Source organism: bacterium (Candidatus Blackallbacteria) CG13_big_fil_rev_8_21_14_2_50_49_14 (assembly GCA_002783405.1).
Classification (GTDB): Bacteria; Cyanobacteriota; Sericytochromatia; order UBA7694; family UBA7694.
Map to the genome: position 1 here is coordinate 59,675 of PFGG01000035.1, position 14,485 is coordinate 74,159.

Below are 14,485 nucleotides of genomic sequence, written 5' to 3' on the forward strand. Positions count from 1 at the left end.
GCGCAAAACCTGACGAGGAAAATACCATGCACAAACCTGCCGCCACAGAAGCCGAACTGATTGATCCGATTCGTGAGCGCTGGAGCCCACGCGCCTTTGATCCCAGCCAGGAAATACCTGCCCCCTTGCTGGCAGAAGTGTTTGAAGCCGCCCGCTGGGCCCCCTCCTGCTTCAATGAACAGCCCTGGCGCTATCTGATTTTTGGCAAAAACGACGCCCTGCGCGCCGAGGTCGAAGCCTGCCTGAATCCCACCAATGGTTGGGCTGCTCAAGCCAGCCATCTGATCGTCATTTGTGCCCTGAAAACCTTCAGCCACAACCAAAAACCCAATCGCCACGCAGCCTATGACAGTGGAGCAGCCAGCATGGCCTTGATTCTGCAGGCCCAAAGCCGTGGCTTGGCCAGCCACCAAATGGCCGGTTTCAAACGCGAAGAACTGGAAAAAGCCCTGCAAATTCCAGCTGAAAGTGTGGAGTGTCTGGCAATCATGGCCCTGGGCTATGCCTGTGAGGCAGAAGAGAAATCAGGTTTAAGCCCCGAACAGCTTGAAAAAGAAAAGGCCCCCCGCCAACGTAAAGCACTTGAGCAAATTGCCTTACAGGGCAAGACTTGGGCGTTTGGATCGTAAACGGAAGCCAAGCCGTCTCAATAGCAATGCGTCCCCCTTTCTCTTCGCTGAATCGTTGACGCTCTCACTTGATTGCGCTTATGCTGATAGCCAACACTTTTTTAGGTGTTCGGGACTTGCACCCAAGCAAAGGTCATGCACATGAGTACAAACCACAACGAAGTCTTCCATCTCGCCATTAACGCACATCGCCAGGGTGCTCTCAATAGGGCTTACCAGCTTTATCACATGCTGCTTGAGCAAAATATTCAAAATGCAGATCTTTTTCATTTGTTTGGCTCCCTGCTCTTGCAACTCAATCAACTCCCCCAGGCCATTGCCCGGATTGAGCAGGCCATTGTTCTGAATCCGGGCAGGCCTGATTTTTTCAACAGTTTGGGCCTGGCCTACCAAACCCATGGCGATTTAGAGCCTGCCCAAAAAGCTTTTGAGCAAGCCATTCGGCTTGAACCCGATTATTTTGCAGGACTGGTCAATCTGGGGAATTTTTATTTTTTGACCAAACAAAACGAAAAGGCCCTGAGCATTTACCAACAAGCGCTCAGTCTTTCGCCCGATCATGTCCAGTTAAACTATCAGATCGCCTTGCTCTTACGCCAGATGGAGCATTACCATGCAGCCGATCAGGTTCTAAGAAAATTGGTACTTTTAGCCCCTGGGTTTACAGAGGCCTGGTTTAAACTGGCCCTGAATACCCTGGCCCGTGCAAAACCCGAAGAAGCGCTTGCATTTTTTGAAAAAACACTGGCTCAAAATGCCGACTCGCCTGAATATATCCGAGAATACATGATCTGTTTACAGGCCATCGCAGATTTAGACGTCCAGGAAAAAACCAAAGCCATGGCCTATTGGCAGACCTTGGTTGAAAAAAGAGCCAAAGGTTCCCCTCCCGATTTCAGCACCCATGATCGTCAGGCAAAACGAAAATTAAAGATTGGCTATATTTCTTCGAATTTTTGTGCGCATTCCTCCTCAAGCATGATGAAACCGCTTTTTCAGCACTTTTCAGCCGATCAATTTGAGATTACCGCCTATTCCTCTGTGAAAACCCCCGATGAGCTGACCCGCTTTTATCAAGGCCGTGCAGATCACTGGCGTGAGATTCAGGGGCTGAGCGACTCAGCCATTGCCCATCTGATTCAAGCCGACACCCTCGATATTCTCGTGGACCTGAACGGCCCCACCGCCAATAACCATTTCATGAGTTTTATTGACAAACCCGCACCCATTCAGGTCACCGGGCTGGCGTTTGGAAGCACTTCGGGCATTCCAGCCATGGATTATTGCTTTACGGATCAGTATCTGGCCCCACAAGACAGCCAAAAAATATACACCGAAAAAATTCATTACCTGCCGATCGCCTTTAATTGGAGCCCCCCTGACTTTGAAGCGGAACCAGCCCCAGCGCCCTTTGAAAAAAACCACTGGCTCACCTTTGGCAGCGGCAATAAACTCTTTAAACACAATCAAAAGGTCATTCAGGTCTGGGCTGAAATCCTCAAACAGGTTCCCCACAGCCGTTTAGCGCTCAAAACAGGGGGTCTGGACGAAATTGCCACACAGCAAGAAATACGGGCACAATTCCAGGCTTTGGGGATTGAAACAGAGCGTATTCAGCTCCAGGGCAATACCGATCACGATCAACATCTCGCCTTCTATAAAAGCCTGGATATTGCCCTCGACCCTTTCCCCTATGACGGAGGTGTCACCACCTGTGAAACGCTTTGGATGGGCGTACCCGTGATTGTTTTTGCTGCCCCCAATGGACAAAGAGGTGGTGTCACCATTCTCAGGCAAATGGGCTTATCACAATGTCTTGCCCATTCTTATGCCGAATACATTGATTTGGCAGTGCACTATGCCAGCCACCCTCAGGAATTGCTTACGCTGAGAAAAGGCCTCAGAACACAGTTGCTCAATTCACCCGTCTGCGATCAGAAAAAATTTCTCGCTTCGATTGAAACAGCCTACCAGAGCTTCTGGAAAACCTGGCTCGAAACCAAGCATCAAAATTCTGCTTCAGCTTTTCACTAAAACCTGTGCTGAGCGATATCCTCTTGCGCTCAGTCCTGGTATCATTCACATAGACTCAACCCGAGGGGGAAAAACCCATGCCCACCACTCAATTCAATCCAGCCCATCCCAACAGTCAAGACCTGGCTAACGAACTGCGCGAATCCTTTGTCCGCAATATTCACCACACCCTGGCAAAAGACGCTTACTCCGCTGTGCGCTGGGATCTCTTTCACGCTACAGCTCTCAGCGCGCGCGAACGCATGGTCGATCAATGGCTGCAAACCTTGCAAAGTTATTACCACCAGGATGTCAAACGCGTCTATTATCTCTCGCTCGAATTCCTGATCGGGCGCTCACTCAGCAATACCCTGCTCAATCTGGGCCTGCAGACCCAAATGGGCCAAGCCCTTCAGGAAATCCAGTTGAATCTCAGTGAAGTTGAGGAATCAGAATGGGACGCTGGCCTGGGAAATGGCGGCTTGGGGCGTCTGGCAGCCTGTTACCTTGATTCAATGGCCAATACCGGCATTCCCGGCTATGGCTACGGCATTCGCTATGAATACGGCATTTTCTTTCAACATATTCGCAATGGCTATCAGGTCGAAACCCCTGACAACTGGCTGCGCTATGGCAATCCCTGGGAGTTTCCCCGCCCGGAATTTCTCTACCCCGTGCATTTTTACGGCCGGGTACGTGAATACCACGATGACTCTGGTCGTCTGCGCCATGAATGGGTCGATACAGAATCCGTCATGGCCATGGCCTATGACACGCCCGTTCCTGGCTTTGAAAATGGTGTTGTCAACACCATGCGCCTATGGTCTGCCAAGTCAACGCGTGAATTTGATCTTGAGTATTTCAACAGTGGCGATTATATCAACGCCGTGGCCCATAAAAACGAAAGTGAAAACATTTCCAAAGTTCTCTACCCCAACGACAATACCCTGCATGGCCGTGAATTGCGTCTGAAGCAAGAGTATTTCTTTGTTTGCGCTACTCTGCAAGATATTTTCCGGCGCTATCTCAAAGCCCATGAAGGTTTTGAGGCCTTTCCCGACAAAGTTGCCATTCAAATGAATGATACCCATCCCGCCCTCACCGTCGCTGAACTGATGCGTCTGTTCGTAGATAAATACCACCTGCCCTGGGAAAAAGCCTGGGATCTTACCACCCGCACCCTGGCCTATACCAACCACACAGTCATGCCTGAAGCCCTTGAAAAATGGTCTGTTCCCATGCTCGAACGCCTCTTGCCCCGCCATTTGGAAATCATTTACGAAATCAACCGGCGCTTTTTAGAAACGGTTTATCTCAAAGCCCCTGACGAACCCGCGCTGCTGAACCAGGTTTCAATTATTGAAGAAGGATTGGAAAAAAAGGTACGCATGGCCCATTTGGCCTTTGTGGGAAGCCACCGTGTCAATGGCGTTTCAGCCCTGCATTCCGAAATTCTGAAAAACCAAATTTTCAAAGATTTTCACAGCCTGGATCGCAAAAAACTGACCAATGTCACCAATGGCATCACCCAACGCCGCTGGCTGCTGCAATGCAATCCAGAATTGGCAAATCTGATCAATCGCAAACAGGGCAAGGGCTGGCTGCGCGATCTCAGCCAGCTCAAGCGACTCTTGAAATACGAAACCGATCAGGATTTTCTGCAGGAATTGCGTGAAATCAAGCTGCACAACAAACAAAGACTCTCTGGCTATATTCAGCAACGGCATACACTCGACATTGATCCCACCTCACTCTTTGATTGCCAAACCAAGCGTTTACACGAGTACAAACGCCAATTGTTGCTGATTCTGCATATGATTACGCTCTACGCACGCTGCAAACAAGACCCAGCCAAAATCACCGTTCCGCGCACGTTTATCATGAGCGGGAAAGCCGCGCCGGGCTATTATATGGCCAAGCTGATTATCAAACTCTTCAATGCTGTGGCAGAGCGGATAAACCGCGATCCAGAGATGAAAGGGCGACTCAAAGCTGTTTTTTTGGCCAATTACAGCGTCTCTCTGGCCGAAAAAATTATTCCTGCCGCAGATCTCAGTGAACAAATCTCGACAGCAGGTATGGAAGCCTCGGGCACAGGCAATATGAAATACGCCTTGAACGGGGCGCTCACGATCGGTACACTGGATGGCGCCAATGTCGAAATGCGTGAAGAAATAGGTGAAGAGAATATCTTTATCTTTGGCCTGCAAACCCATGAAGTCAATGCCTTACGCCCCCATTACCGTCCCTGGGAGGCCGTCGAAAGTGATCCTGAACTGCACCACTGCTTGCAGTTGATTCAGCAGGATACCTTCTCCCCCAATGAACGCGGCCTGTTTAAACCGATCTTGGAATCTCTGCTACACACAGACCCCTACTTCGTTCTGGCTGATTACCGGGCCTATGTCGACTGCCAAGGCGAAGTCGAAGCCCTCTATCAAGATCAGGAAGCCTGGTCTGTCAAAATGCTTCACAATATCGCTCGCATGGGAAAATTTTCAAGCGATCGCTCAGTGCTGGAATACGCCCGTGAAATCTGGGGGGTCGCCCCCCTGCAACCCCAAGAGTCATGAAAAATGCTGAACTCTTAAAGATCCTCGAGGAGATTTACCAGCAGACCCATTCCCACTCAGAGGGGAAGGTTGCGAGCTATATTCCCCAGCTGGCCAAAGCCAATCCAGACCACTATGCCGTAGCCGTCTGTCTGGCTGATGGTACCCAGGCCCATTGGGGACAAGCAGAAGAAAACTTCTGTCTGCAATCGGTCTGTAAACCTGCAAATTATTGTCTGACCCTTGAAGAACACGGGGAAGAAATTGTCCATCGCCATGTCGGTTTTGAACCCAGTGGTCAGGTGTTTAACGCCCTGCAACTCAATAGCCAGGGGCTGCCCCACAATCCCCTGATCAATGCCGGGGGCATTATGTGCTGCAGTCTGATTCGTCCCCAACTCAGTCTGTCCGATCGCTTTGAAGCCGTTTCGAACTTTTGGCGGGAACTCAGTGGCGGTGCAAATCCTGGCTTTGACAATGCTGTTTACCAATCTGAACGGCAAAGCGCGGATCGCAACCGGGCACTTGCCTATTTTATGCGCGAGAACAAAGCCTTTCCAGCGGGTGCAGATCTGGAAGAGACCTTGGAATTGTATTTTCAGTGTTGTTCCCTCAGCCTGAATGTGAAAAATCTGGCGGTTGCAGCTGCCAGTCTGGCCCTGGGCGGAACCTGTCCGCTGACAGGCAAAACCCTGCTGCAAACGCGCACCCTGCGCAATTGTCTGACAGTCATGGCCACCTGTGGCATGTACAATTTTTCGGGTGAATTTGCCTTTCGCATTGGCTTGCCAGCCAAAAGCGGCGTTTCAGGGGCTTTAATGGTTGTGATACCGGGCGTGATGGGGCTGGCGATTTGGTCGCCCCCGCTCGACAGCACAGGCAATACGGTTCGGGGCGTGGCTTTCTGTCGAGAATTGGTGGAGCGCATTCCCCTGCATGTCTATGAACGGCATGAAGCATTGCCTTGAGTATTTAATCCTTTAGAAAACAAAACAGCCGGTGGAACAAAACCACCGGCTGTTGCTTTTAAACCCGCAGGTACTCAGCCTTAAGGGAGATTGAAATAGTAACGGGTGCCGTGGGCTTCAATCGCCTGGCTCAACTTTTTCAGAGCTTCAATATACGCCGCAGTACGCATATCGCATTTGTGCTCAACCATGGTTTCCCAGACACTGATCGTGGCTTTTTCCATGATCTTTTGCAGTTTTTCCTGGACTTCATCAATTTCCCAATAGAAACCTGTCTGGTTTTGAACCCATTCAAAATAGCTGACGGTCACCCCGCCCGCGTTGGCGAGAATATCGGGAATAACCAGCACGCCGCGCTCATGCAAAATGGCATCAGCATCGGCCGTGGTCGGGCCATTGGCCAGTTCCAAAATAATCTTGGCCTTGATTTCATGGGCATTGCGCGAGGTGATTTGGTTCTCCAAAGCTGCAGGAACCAAAACATCAACGGGCAATTTCAGCAAGTCTTCATTGCCAATGGTCTGAGACGTGCCTTTGGTCGGCGCACCAGCCAAAACGTCTTTGTGTTCCTGTTCCCACTGTTTCAAGCTGTAAGGATCAATGCCATCGGGGTCATAAATGCCCCCTTCAGAATTGCTGACGGCAATGATCTGATAGCCTGCATCATAGAGCAGACGGGCACAGTGATAACCTACATTCCCGAAACCCTGTACAGCGACTTTGGTTTGGTGGGGGTGAATTTGAAGGTGCTCTTCAAGCCGACGCAAAACATTCATGCCACCACGGCCTGTTGCATCTGTACGCCCGACAGAACCCCCCAAGCTGAGCGGTTTACCCGTGATCACGCCAGGGAATTTACCGCGTTTAATCCGGTTATACTGATCGCTCATCCAGCCCATGATAATTTCATTGGTATACATATCGGGCGCGGGGATATCGACCTCGGGGCCAATCATATCAGAAATCATCTCAATATACGTACGGCTTAAGCGCTCCAACTCAGTCTTGGTGAGTTCTTTGGTATCTACGCAAACGCCCCCTTTGGCTCCTCCATAGGGAATGCCTACCACCGCGCATTTGAAAGTCATCCAGAAAGCCAAAGCCATGACCTCATCGAGGGTCACGTTCTGGTGAAAACGAATCCCCCCCTTGGAAGGCCCACGGGAATCATCATAGCGTACGCGAAAGCCCTTAAAGGCCCGACGGGAACCATTGTCCATACGGATCACAACAGAAACCGCCAATGAAGATTTGGGATATTTGAGTTGTTCTTCCACATCGGGAGAAATTGGGAAAAATTGAATCGCTTTGTTTAAGCGACGGCGGGCGTCACGAAAAAGACGGCCTTGTTCTTCTGAGGAATCAGCGGAGTTTTCCACCTGTTCACCATCTGTTGTCATCAGTTCCATACCTGAGCTCCTTAATGAAATCGGCATTTGAAATCGCCAGAAGGCATGACATGTTAAAATACAGAGTCACTGGCTGAATCAGCCAGCGGTGCAGCAAATTAAAACGCGCACCACTTCATTATAATGATCACAAGCCCAATTTGCTTGTGGAATATGAACAAGATAAGAAAAATTTCTCCAGGAAAGGGAATCACGAGGCATGGCCGGACACTCCAAATGGGCCCAGATCAAACGCAAGAAAGCAAAGAATGACGATGCCCGCGGCAAGGAGTTCACCAAAATGGCGCGTGAAATCATGGTCGCTGTACGCGAAGGGCGCAGCGGGGATATCAACGGCAATTTCCGCCTGCGCCAGGCAGTCACCCGCGCCAAAGCGATTGGCTTGCCCAATGACAATATTGATCGCGCCATTCAAAAAGGCCTGGGCGCCATCACAGGTGATAATTTTGAATCGATTCAATACGAGGGCTATGGCCCCGGAGGCGTCGCAGTGATGATCGATGCCCTGACCGATAACCGCAACCGCACGGCAGGGGATATTCGCTCGTATTTCAATAAATGCAATGGCAACCTGGGTGAAACTGGCTGCGTGAACTGGATGTTTGATAAAAAAGGCGTGATTCGCATTGCTGAGGTTGAAGACCCTGACGCCCTGATGATGGAAGCGCTTGAGGCAGGCGCAGAAGATCTGCGCGAAGATGCCGAAATTCAAGAGGTGCTGACCAGCCCCGAAGACTTTGAAGCCGTGGTGACAGCCCTGCAAAACCACTATACGCTGGAGTCTTCAGATATCAGCTATTTACCGCAAAATACCGTTCAGGTCACGGAACTGGATATCGCCAAAAAATTGGTCAAACTGCTCGATCTGCTTGAAGATCACGATGATGTACAGGCTGTTCACTCCAATTTTGAAATGGATGAATCGGTCATGGAAAGTCTTGAGCAATAAATCCTTGAATCACCCCCCTGAAACCAGAAAACAGCAATGAACATGGAATGGGCTCTGATTCTGGTTTCTTTGCTGGTCGCTGGGCTGGCATTGGGAACCATGCTCTGGATTCTGCGGGGTGGAAAATCAAAAACCCAGCTTGAAAACGAGCGAGAAGAACAACAGCAAGCGCGGCGCAATGCAGAAAATCGCGCCAAAGAGCTTGAAAAAGAAACCCAGGAACTGCGCAACAAACTAAATCTGGCCGAAACACAACTCAGCAGCCAAGCCCAGGAGCTGACCCGCCAGGAAATTCAACTGGAAGCCCGCAGCCAATTGCTGAATGAAAAAGATCAGGAACTCAAAGCCCGACGCCAGGAGCTGGCCCAGCAGGAAACCCAGATGGCTGAAGCCTGTCAGGCCCAAGCAGCAGAACAGGCAGAAAAACTGAGTGAAATTGCTCGCCTTTCCCCCGAAGAAGCGCGGGCCCAGATTCGCGCAGAATGGGAAAACCGCCTGCAGGCTGAGGTGGCCCATAAAATTCGAGCTGCCCAAGCCCATATTCAAGAGCAGAGCGATAAACTGGCGGGTAAAATTCTGGCCCAGGCCATTCAGCGTTGCGCCGTGGACCATATTGTTGAAACCACAGTGGCAGCCGTCAATTTGCCCAGCGAAGCCATGAAGGGCAGGATTATCGGCCGCGAAGGCCGCAATATCCGCGCTTTTGAACTGGCCACGGGGGTGGATCTGATTGTCGATGATACACCCGATGTGGCAATGGTTTCCTGTTTTGACCCCATTCGTCGCGAAGTCGCACGGCGGGCGCTTGAAAACCTGATCGCCGATGGGCGTATTCACCCAGCTCGCATTGAAGAAGAAGTTGAAAAAGTACGGGCTCAATTGGAAGACTATCTGCGTGAAGAAGGAGAGGCTGCCGCCCTGGAAGTGGGAATTTACGGTCTGCACCCTGAAATTATCCGCCTGCTGGGCCATCTGCGCTACCGCAGCAGTTATGGCCAGAATATTCTTCAGCACTCCAAAGAAGTGGCCTATGCCGCAGGCATTATGGCCGCTGAAATTGGAGCCGACATACAAATTGCCCGCCGGGCAGGCCTTCTTCACGATCTGGGCAAAGCGCTGACCTATGAAGAAGTGGGAACCCACACCGCATTGGGGATTGATGCTGCCCGGCGTTGGGGCGAAAAGCCCGAAGTCTTGCATGCCATGGCCGCCCACCATTTTGATGTACAGCCCATGACCCTGGAAGCTGTTTTGGTACAGGTGGCCGACACCCTTTCCGCCGCCCGGCCCGGTGCCCGCCGGGAACCCGTTGAGAAATTTATGCAGCGCATGCAAGCCCTTGAAAAACTGGTAGATAGCTTTCCAGGAGTACAAAAATCCTATGTGATTCAAGCCGGGCGTGAAGTGCGCGTGATGATCGATCCCGATCAGATTTCAGAAGATCAAATGACCCAACTGGCCTTTGAAATTGCCCAAAAGATTGAACAGGAACTCGAATACCCAGGTCAGATCAAGGTCTCTCTGCTGCGTGAACTGCGCGTCACGCAATTTGCCCGTTAGCCCATGAAGCCCCCCCAGAATTGGCTACAGGTTTTGGATGAAATCCGCGCGCTGGCACAAATGGGCTTGAATTATGCCGATGGCAGCCCCTATGATCGGGCCCGCTACGAACGCCTGCTAGAGCTAAGTGCCCGCAGCTATGCCGAGCTGTCTGAGCTCCCAACTGAAATCGTCATGGCCCGTTTTCAAAAAGAAGTCGGCCATATCACCCCCAAGGTCGGCGTCAATGGCGCACTTTTCAATGCCTCAGGTCAGATTTTACTGGTCAAACGCAGAGATGACGGGTGCTGGAGCCTGCCTGCGGGTTGGTGTGATATGAATGAAAGTCCTTACGAAGCCCTTGAGCGGGAATGGCGAGAAGAATTGGGGCTCACGATTACGGCAGGGTCTGTGCTTGAAATATTTACCCGCAAACCCGGCGACTATGGCTCGCCGCATACCAGTTACCTTCTGCTGATGGCCTGTTATTTGCGGGGCCCACTCAAGGTTCAGCTCCAGGAAGAAGAATTATTGGATTGGGGTTGGTTTGAAATCGACAGTCCCTTAAACTGGCATTTGGATCACCCAGAGTTTGCCCGTCTGGCCCATCAAGACTGGCTTAAACGAACCCCATCCGACGCGGGGGCCGAATCCAACGGGCCTGCTCAGTAAACGCCAAGTGGTCACCGACCTGCAGCCCCTTGCGTTCAAACCAGCCCTGGTTGACCTCCAGAAAAGCCCGGATGGGTTGAGGAGCCACTAAAACTTCAGGGTCATCAGGCATTAAATCATGAAAAGCCAGTATTTTAAACGCGTCGGAGAGAAAGGCCACACTCAGGGGGAATCCCACTCCCTGCATGCCCACCCCGGCGCGTTCAGGCGGGTCAAAGAGAAACAACAGGCCCTGATCTTCAGGCAGAAAAGGCCGTCCTGACAAACCTTGAAGTTTGTCTTCAAGCGAAAAAGCAACTTCAATGCTTAATTTTGCTTCTCCCCAGCTCAGCCAAGACGTTTCAAGCGTCAATTGTCGCGCACAGCGGTTTTGAGAATCAGCGGGAAAATCAGCAAATCGGCCAGTAAGACAGCGCTGATAATCAGTTTCATTCCGCCTTCCAGTGCAAGGCCAGGAATCAGGTTCAGGTTAAAAGCAGCCAAAAGCCCGCCACTGAAGAGCACATGCGCAGCCACAATCAGCATATACTGCTGTTGGGTTAAGTTCTTTTTTTTCATTTATTTCTCCTGTATTAGCCCCGGCTGTGACGGGGAACCAAAAGCAAAGCGCTGGCAACCGGTCGCTCATGCCCATCTGAAGGACGGTTGACCACCCGGTTGCGAATCACCATCGCACTGGAGCCCCCACCATCAAAATTCAGAGCTTCAATCGCCCCTTTTTCTTTGATCAGAGCAGCCAACTCCCAGAGCGTCAGCCCCTTACTTTGGGCCTGGCGGCCATCCACCACCAAAAGAATCAGTTCACCTTTGCGGCCAAGTCCCAACGCTGTACGCGGAGCCCGCCCCTTGGCGATATCGGCCTGAAAACGCTCTTGCTCAGAGGTCACATAGGGTTGGGCATTTTTGAGCAGACGCGGCCCCCCGCCGACCATATGCAAAACCTGTTCCCAACGGCCCAGTACCTGCGAAAAGACCAGGGCACGCATGCCCTGATAGGCATTGGCCTTGAGCCAGCGCGCCCCTTGACCCTGAGCCGAAATCACATAGCCATCGGCAGGAATCAGGGTATTGGCATTGCCAATTTCTTCTACAGTTCCATCTGAAAGCACCTGCAGTTCAATCGCGTCAGCATCGGGGCGTGTACCTGTCCGTTCGCCATAGCGAGGGGTATAAAGCACCACCTGCTGGTTCTGTCGAGGCAGATTCACGGCGTTAAAACGTACTCTTTGGCGATTTTGCAGGGGAAACTCTACCGCCAGGGTTTGATCGGCCTGATCAATAAAAAGCTCCCGTGAGCGGGTAATGCCCAAAAGTGTGCGGCCATAAATCGGCGAAGAAATAAATTCACCATCTTTGATCATCATGCCCAGCGGAACACCCTGGCCATTAAAATAACCGGCATTAATCGCCGCAACAGCCTGCCTGCGGCGGGCCATGACACTGACGGGTTCTTTGCCAAAGCCACGGGATTCATGTGCCAGTTCAGGCTCCAGCTCCAGACCGGATTCGGGTTCAACCACCAAACTGTGGTAGGTCACCGGGCCGAAGCCAAACCCCTGATAAGTACGGGTATATTTCACACCCGGCGCCACCTGGCTGGTTTTTTCTTCCTGAAAAATTTTAACCAGATCAATCATCAGGCGTTCAGGTTTTTCAAGCCAATACAGGCGGTGCGGTGCGGGATAATTTTTCAGAATTTGTAAACGCAGAATGCCGCGCCCCACCTGTTGAATGCGCAGCCCCTTGAATAAAACATCGCTGGCTTCCGGAATGAACTGATCAGGCTCTTCGACTTCCATACCATAGAAATCAACGGTCACGCTCTGGGGATTTTCCTGAACACGGTAAACAGGTTTGGCACCCAATTCAATCACAAGACGGGTATAGACATCCGTAGGAAAGAGATTAACCGCCCGAAAGGTATTGAGTTCTTTTTTGATGCGAATTTCATTGTTCTGCTTGTTATAACTGAAACCCACAGCCAGGTTGGCCAGTAAAGAACGGGGAACAAACAGGGTATCCTGTTGCCAGATCGGGGCATGGGAAATCAAAAGCCCCTGTTCATTCCAATGAATCTGACGGGAACCATCATGCAAAACATAAAAAATACCCGGTCGACTGACCCGAACCGTACGGCGGGCCGAATCGAGATCAACGCGAAAACCCAAATGCTCAAGAATACCCACCGGTAAAAAGAGCATATTGGCACTGAGGAAAGGGGATTGCAGCCCTGTGATCGGCTTGTCGTTGAGATAAATCACCGTGCTGCTGTTCTGCGCCAGCTGAAAACTTGCAGCAAAGGCTGCTTTCTGCACAGGAAGACACCAGAGACCGAGCAGCAGCAAGAAAAGCCAAACGTGCCTGCGCATCTTAACCGGCCATTAAAAGCGAGCCGGTCGCAGTGCGGGGTTGCTCCAAAAGCGCATGGTAAACAGCTTCCACCGCCGCAATATTGGTTTCAAGCCGGTAGCGGTCTAAAACCCGCTGACGGGCTTTGAGTTTGAGATCGCGCACAAAATCAGGGTGCTGCTGCAGCAGTTGCAAAGTAAAGGAAAGCTCTGAGCGCACCTTGCCAGGATTAATAATAATCCCAGCACCGCCTTCCAGCACTTCTCCATCCGAGCCCACATCCGTGGCCACTGTCGCCAGACCACAGGCCATGGCTTCCAGCAGGGCAATCGAAAGCCCTTCTACCTGAGAAGGCAGAATAAAAATATCGCTGCCCCGCAAAACGTCGATCCGCTCTTCTTCGCCCAGAAAACCCGTCCAGGTCAAATTGGGAACTTCACTGTAAAGGGATTGCAAAAGCTGTTTCTGGCTGCCATCGCCCACCATCACCAATTGGGTATTGGGCAAGGCCAAACGCTGAAAGACTTTGAGCAGTTCATCCAGCCCTTTTTCAGGGGCAATCCGGCCCATATAGGTCATGATCAGGCGATCGGGATAGCGTTCGCGAAAACGCGAAGGGCCGGGTGAAAATTTCTCAGCATCAATCGCGTTGGGTACAATCGCAATCCGGTCTTCGGAAACACCCACCCGCATCAGCAATTGCTTCTGCAGATTCGAGAAGATAATCACACGATCAGATTCAGCCATATTCTGGGCATAGAGCTGATAGGTCAGATAACTCGTACCACTGAAAAAGCTGGGACGCCGGTCAAAGGCATTGTGAAAGGTCGAAACCAAGGGAATACCCAATTTGTGACAGATTTCAGGCAGGTTAAAATCCATGGCTGAAATCGGCAAAGAAGCATGCACCACATCAGGTTGCCACTCTTCGAGAGATTGGGTCAGAATTTTGGCAGAAGTCGGGCTGGGAATGGTATAAATTTGAGATTTATACAGATAGGGAATCTTCAGCTCAGGGCTTTCATCCGGTTCGCTTTCAGGATCTTCAGAGAAATGTACGAAAAGTACTTCATGCCCCCGCTCAGAGAGGCCTCTCACCAATTCACGACAGTATGTTACATTGCCGCAAAAGGGCGATTTTTTACCAATCCAGGCAATCCGGTATTTCTTATTGTTCATCGTTTTTAACACAATTTTTTCTAGGTTCTGCTGCTATTTTACCACGAACTCAAATGCCCCTTGCATTCGCCCCTCAATCGGGCTAAACTCACTTTATCTTGGCAGTGGCAGGTTCAGACATGGCAGGTATTGAAGTTTACAGTCCCCTGAATGGCCAGGTGCTTTATTCCCTTGCCCCCCCTGAAACAGAACAGATTCAGGTTTTTCGCGAAAAGGCACGGCAAGC

Annotated in this window: 12 protein-coding genes; 7 read left to right on the forward strand and 5 right to left on the reverse strand. The window is 51.1% G+C overall.

Going from position 1 to position 14,485, the window contains the following annotated elements:
- The first annotated feature begins 26 nt into the window (after positions 1-26).
- The 4 genes from COW20_06995 to glsA all read left to right on the forward strand — a co-directional run bounded on the left by COW20_06995 (position 27) and on the right by glsA (position 6,162).
- A complete protein-coding gene (locus tag COW20_06995; GenBank protein PIW48863.1) occupies positions 27-629 on the forward strand; it encodes a nitroreductase in 603 nt (200 codons plus the stop codon).
- A 135-nt stretch (positions 630-764) separates the two neighbouring features.
- On the forward strand, positions 765-2,663 hold the full coding sequence (locus COW20_07000; protein ID PIW48864.1) for a hypothetical protein: 1,899 nt from the start codon (positions 765-767) through the stop codon (positions 2,661-2,663).
- A 77-nt stretch (positions 2,664-2,740) separates the two neighbouring features.
- Positions 2,741-5,215 (forward strand): glycogen phosphorylase, encoded by a 2,475-nt coding sequence (locus tag COW20_07005; protein PIW48865.1) that lies wholly within the window; start codon positions 2,741-2,743, stop codon positions 5,213-5,215.
- On the forward strand, positions 5,212-6,162 hold the full coding sequence (gene glsA, locus COW20_07010; GenBank protein ID PIW48866.1) for a glutaminase A: 951 nt from the start codon (positions 5,212-5,214) through the stop codon (positions 6,160-6,162). Before COW20_07005 ends, glsA begins: the two co-directional genes overlap by 4 nt.
- Before the next feature lie 80 nt (positions 6,163-6,242).
- Here glsA and COW20_07015 read toward each other — a convergent pair whose 3' ends face one another.
- The gene (locus COW20_07015; protein PIW49094.1) at positions 6,243-7,562 is read right to left on the reverse strand and encodes a glutamate dehydrogenase; all 1,320 of its coding nucleotides are present in this window, start codon (positions 7,560-7,562) and stop codon (positions 6,243-6,245) included.
- 208 nt (positions 7,563-7,770) lie between these two features.
- Here COW20_07015 and COW20_07020 point away from each other — a divergent pair, with 208 nt between their 5' ends.
- Genes COW20_07020 through COW20_07030 form a run of 3 tightly spaced genes read left to right on the forward strand, consistent with a single transcriptional unit; the run spans position 7,771 to position 10,731 of the window.
- Positions 7,771-8,520: a YebC/PmpR family DNA-binding transcriptional regulator gene (locus COW20_07020; protein PIW48867.1), complete on the forward strand. Its 750-nt coding sequence runs from the start codon at positions 7,771-7,773 to the stop codon at positions 8,518-8,520.
- 42 nt (positions 8,521-8,562) lie between these two features.
- Positions 8,563-10,080, forward strand: a complete 1,518-nt coding sequence (gene rny / locus COW20_07025) for a ribonuclease Y (protein ID PIW49095.1) — start codon at positions 8,563-8,565, stop codon at positions 10,078-10,080.
- 3 nt (positions 10,081-10,083) lie between these two features.
- A complete protein-coding gene (locus COW20_07030; GenBank protein PIW48868.1) occupies positions 10,084-10,731 on the forward strand; it encodes a hypothetical protein in 648 nt (215 codons plus the stop codon).
- On the opposite strand, the gene COW20_07035 is transcribed toward COW20_07030, so the two are convergent.
- From COW20_07035 to COW20_07050, 4 genes are read right to left on the reverse strand one after another with little or no spacing between them, the layout of a single operon-like run.
- Entirely contained in the window at positions 10,679-11,083 is a 405-nt protein-coding gene (locus tag COW20_07035) for a hypothetical protein (GenBank protein PIW48869.1), read from the reverse strand. The two genes, COW20_07030 and COW20_07035, sit on opposite strands and share 53 nt — an antisense overlap.
- Positions 11,080-11,289 carry a hypothetical protein gene (locus COW20_07040; protein ID PIW48870.1) on the reverse strand — a complete coding sequence of 70 codons (210 nt, stop codon included), beginning with the start codon at positions 11,287-11,289 and terminating at the stop codon, positions 11,080-11,082. The genes COW20_07035 and COW20_07040 overlap by 4 nt, the downstream gene beginning before the upstream one ends.
- Positions 11,290-11,303: 14 nt before the next feature.
- Positions 11,304-13,100: a hypothetical protein gene (locus COW20_07045; protein ID PIW48871.1), complete on the reverse strand. Its 1,797-nt coding sequence runs from the start codon at positions 13,098-13,100 to the stop codon at positions 11,304-11,306.
- Position 13,101: 1 nt separating this feature from the next.
- Positions 13,102-14,259, reverse strand: a complete 1,158-nt coding sequence (locus tag COW20_07050) for a glycosyltransferase (protein PIW48872.1) — start codon at positions 14,257-14,259, stop codon at positions 13,102-13,104.
- Between the last annotated feature and the right edge of the window lie 226 nt (positions 14,260-14,485).

Coding starts and splice junctions, on each gene's coding strand:
- COW20_06995 (PIW48863.1), top strand. CDS start 27: ATGCACAAACCTGCCGCCACAGAAGCCGAACTGATTGATCCGATTCGT.
- COW20_07000 (PIW48864.1), top strand. CDS start 765: ATGCACATGAGTACAAACCACAACGAAGTCTTCCATCTCGCCATTAAC.
- COW20_07005 (PIW48865.1), top strand. CDS start 2,741: ATGCCCACCACTCAATTCAATCCAGCCCATCCCAACAGTCAAGACCTG.
- glsA (PIW48866.1), top strand. CDS start 5,212: ATGAAAAATGCTGAACTCTTAAAGATCCTCGAGGAGATTTACCAGCAG.
- COW20_07015 (PIW49094.1), bottom strand. CDS start 7,562: ATGACAACAGATGGTGAACAGGTGGAAAACTCCGCTGATTCCTCAGAA.
- COW20_07020 (PIW48867.1), top strand. CDS start 7,771: ATGGCCGGACACTCCAAATGGGCCCAGATCAAACGCAAGAAAGCAAAG.
- rny (PIW49095.1), top strand. CDS start 8,563: ATGGAATGGGCTCTGATTCTGGTTTCTTTGCTGGTCGCTGGGCTGGCA.
- COW20_07030 (PIW48868.1), top strand. CDS start 10,084: ATGAAGCCCCCCCAGAATTGGCTACAGGTTTTGGATGAAATCCGCGCG.
- COW20_07040 (PIW48870.1), bottom strand. CDS start 11,289: ATGAAAAAAAAGAACTTAACCCAACAGCAGTATATGCTGATTGTGGCT.
- COW20_07045 (PIW48871.1), bottom strand. CDS start 13,100: ATGCGCAGGCACGTTTGGCTTTTCTTGCTGCTGCTCGGTCTCTGGTGT.
- COW20_07050 (PIW48872.1), bottom strand. CDS start 14,259: ATGAACAATAAGAAATACCGGATTGCCTGGATTGGTAAAAAATCGCCC.